2 protein-coding genes and 1 pseudogene are annotated in these 3385 nt (G+C 60.5%); 1 reads left to right on the top strand and 2 read right to left on the bottom strand.

The annotated features are described in order from the left end of the window. The first annotated feature begins 130 nt into the window (after positions 1-130). Positions 131-2491, top strand: coding sequence for a heavy metal translocating P-type ATPase (locus P792_RS25195; protein WP_023978076.1), 2361 nt, complete (start codon positions 131-133; stop codon positions 2489-2491). Positions 2492-2517: 26 nt separating this feature from the next. Here P792_RS25195 and P792_RS25190 read toward each other — a convergent pair whose 3' ends face one another. After that, entirely contained in the window at positions 2518-2946 is a 429-nt protein-coding gene (locus P792_RS25190; RefSeq protein WP_023978075.1) for a DUF2141 domain-containing protein, read from the bottom strand. After that, positions 2936-3385 (bottom strand): annotated as a pseudogene (locus tag P792_RS36990) (glycosyl transferase); the annotation flags it as partial. The gene P792_RS25190 and the pseudogene P792_RS36990, both read right to left, overlap by 11 nt.

Genomic DNA, 3385 nt, shown 5'->3' with positions numbered 1-3385 from the left:
CTTCCGACGGTCCCTGCGGGTTAGGCGGTAGCGCCTTCTATCCGATGGCGGGGCCCGATAAGAGATGCCTGATCGGCAGAGGCAAGCGTTTGAAACGAGCCTTTCTTCCAGTCGAATGAGAAAGTATTCCATGAGCGCCAGCAGTCTTGATCTGGAAGTAACGGGTATGAGTTGCGCTGCCTGCGCGGCACGGCTGGAGAAAGTGCTCAACCGGCAGGATGGGCTGACAGCATCGGTCAATTTCGCATCCTCGCGCGCGATCATCTCCCGAGCGGATGAGGGGCCAGATCTCGGCGCCATTGAAAAGATCGTTGAGAAGACAGGATTCGGTCTTGGGCATCAGGAAGCACGATTTGCCATTGAGGGAATGAGCTGCGCCGCTTGCTCTGCGCGACTGGAAAAGGTGCTCAACCGCCTGCCGGGCGTCAGGGCAGCCGTCAATCTCGCCACCGAGACCTTGCAGATCGATTACGTCGCGGGGGCGGTCACGGAGAATCGCCTCGTCGAGGCCGTTCGCAAGGCGGGCTTTACGGCAACCTCCACAGCGGACCAACAGGGGCACGAAGCGCCTTCGAGAGAACCTGTAACGGCGCAGCGGCATCTGGCGATTATCGCCCTGTTCTGTATCCCGTTTGCCGTCGAAATGCTGGGTATGGCGGTTGGCGCCCATCACCTCGTGCCGCTCTGGCTTCAGGCGCTTTGTGCGAGTGTCGTACAGATCTATGGTGCCCGTCATTTCTATCGCAGTGCCTATCATGCCCTGCGGAGTGGCTCGGCCAATATGAACGTGCTGGTCTGCCTCGGGACAAGCATCGCTTACGGCTTCAGCATGGCCGTCACGCTCTGCGGGCTCGATCTGCCGGTCTATTTCGAGGCAAGCGCCTTCGTGATCCTCCTGATTTCGGTTGGCAGGCTTCTCGAGGCGCGGGCGCGTCAGAAAGCGGCTTCCGGTCTGGAAGCTCTGCTCAATCTGAGGCCGCAAACTGCCAATCGCGTAACGCCGAACGGCGTGGAAATCTGCGCTGTCGCTTCATTGCAACGCGGTGATGTGTTCGTGGTCCGCCCTGGTGAAGCTATTCCAGTTGATGGAGAGGTTATCGAAGGCGCAACCGAGATCAATGAGTCGATGCTCACAGGTGAGGCTGTGCCCGTTCTGCGTCAGGTTGGCGATACGATTTTCGCCGGAACGCTCAACACGACGGGTGTCGTACGCGCCCGTGCAACCTCGCTTGGGAGCGAGACCGCACTGGCCCGCATCGTGGCGATGGTCTCGCGTGCGCAGGGATCGAAAGCCCCGATCCAGCGCCTGGCGGATCGTGTCTCGGCCATCTTCGTGCCCACCATCATCATCATCGCCCTGTTGACGTTCGTCATCGGCTTTCTGGCAACGCACGATGCGCAATGGAGCCTTGTCTCGGCCATATCGGTGCTCGTCATTGCCTGCCCCTGTTCCCTGGGCCTTGCGACACCAACCGCGCTGATGGTCGGGGCAGGCAAGGCGGCCTCTGCCGGTATCCTGTTCCGCAATGCTGAAGCGCTCGAGCGCGTTCATCGTCTCAAGGTGCTGGCCTTCGACAAGACAGGCACGCTCACCAAGGGGCAGCCTGAAGTCGGAGCGATTTATCCTGTAGAAGGGGTGACCGAGGCGGAACTTCTGGGGGTGGCGGCATCGCTTGAGGCCAACTCCGAGCATCCATTGGCGAAGGCCATCATATCGCGGGCAAGCGAAGCTGGGATCGCCTCCGCGTACAGTCTGGACCATTTCCGCGCCGTGCCGGGCAAGGGGATCGAAGCGGCAGCAAAGGAAGAGACCTTTCTGCTGGGGACACCCGAATTCCTGCAGGAACAGGGCATCGCCGTGTCGGCCCTACCATTGGATGCCGAAACGCAGAGCATTGCCTGTATCGCACGCGGTGGCGTCTATCTTGGCACCATAACCCTGTCTGACGCTCTGCGCCCGGAAGCCGCGGCCATTGTTTCCTGGCTTCGCAAGCAGTCGATCGAAACGATCATGCTTACAGGCGATCGCGAGGCGGTTGCTGCGCGGGTCGCCCGGGAAGCAGGTATTGACGAGATCAGAGCTTCACTTCGACCCGAAGGCAAGGTTTCTGCGGTGCAGGCGTTGCGCGGTGAGGGTCGTCTGGTTGGTATGGCTGGGGATGGCATCAATGATGCGCCTGCTTTAGCCGCTGCGGATATCAGTATCGCAATCGGTTCGGGCTCGGCCGCGGCGCTTGAGACGGCAGATCTCGTTCTGATGAGTGCGGATCTGCGTGCGATCCCGGATGCCCTGTCTATCTCCAAGGCGACCGTCAGCAAAATAAGGCAGAATCTCGTTTTCGCCTTTGGCTATAACGTCGCGGCCATACCTCTTGCAGCCTGCGGACTGCTGGACCCGGTGATCGCCGGCGGGGCCATGGCGCTCAGCTCTGTCTCGGTGGTCACCAACTCCCTGCTTCTCAATCGCTGGCGCTCACAACGATCCCTCTGATCGCTGCAGCGCCGAGCGGGGAAGCTTCAGTGTGTGATCAGGCTGACCTTGAGCGCACCGCCCTTGGGTGTCAGTCTGACAGCACAATCGTCAAAGCTTGGTGGCCCGAAACGGACGCTCGGATCCCGTGAAAACCCTATGGGCTCCTTGGGTATGCCGATAAACGAACGGTCGAGCCGGGCATTGCCGTTGCGGTCCTGATAGGCCTGCACGGCATATACGCCTGCCGGTATGTCGGCAAAATTCACGGTAACGTCTGGCTTAGATGATTTCACCTCGGCATGGAACCTGCAGCTGGGCTTGAGGAACTCATCCTCCGTGCAGATCGCAACCTTGATGGTACCAACGTCATCGGGGACGTTTCCAATAACCGCCTGAACGGGGCCTGCCACGGCCGTGAGAGGGGCGAGCGGCAGGGCCATAAGGGTGGCGAGCAGACCAAGTTCAGGTTTCATAATATCGTCCTTTCCAAGTGACAGGGCGTCCAAGCACATGCCGCATGCGGGCGTGAAACTGGATGAAAAGCAGCATGAACACCCCGACCGGACTGGCGAGAACGGTGCGTAACCCCTGCTGACACCGCAGCGCCACCAGTAGACGCAGTGCAAGGCTCGCCAATCGCGCAAACTGCATCGTCGGGGTGCCACGAAGCAGGAAGGGCAGGATATGTCCTCCGCCCAGCAGGAGCGTCCATATGGGCAGGGCGACAGGGCCGGCCAAGCCTTCCACGGCGTTCTTCATCAATCCTGCATAGACCTCGCGCCCATTGCGGTACATCCGGCATGTGGCGAGATCGGTGGCATCGATCAGCCGTGTGCGAAAACCTGCCCGACGCATTTCGCGTGCCAGAGCAAGGCCGTCGTGAAGCTTGTCCCGTATCTGCCCATGGCCACC

The organism is Asaia sp. SF2.1 (assembly GCF_000505765.1).
Classification (GTDB): domain Bacteria; phylum Pseudomonadota; class Alphaproteobacteria; order Acetobacterales; family Acetobacteraceae; genus Asaia; species Asaia bogorensis.
Note: the sequence above shows the minus strand (reverse complement) of the source record. Positions and strands in the feature narration are given on the sequence as shown.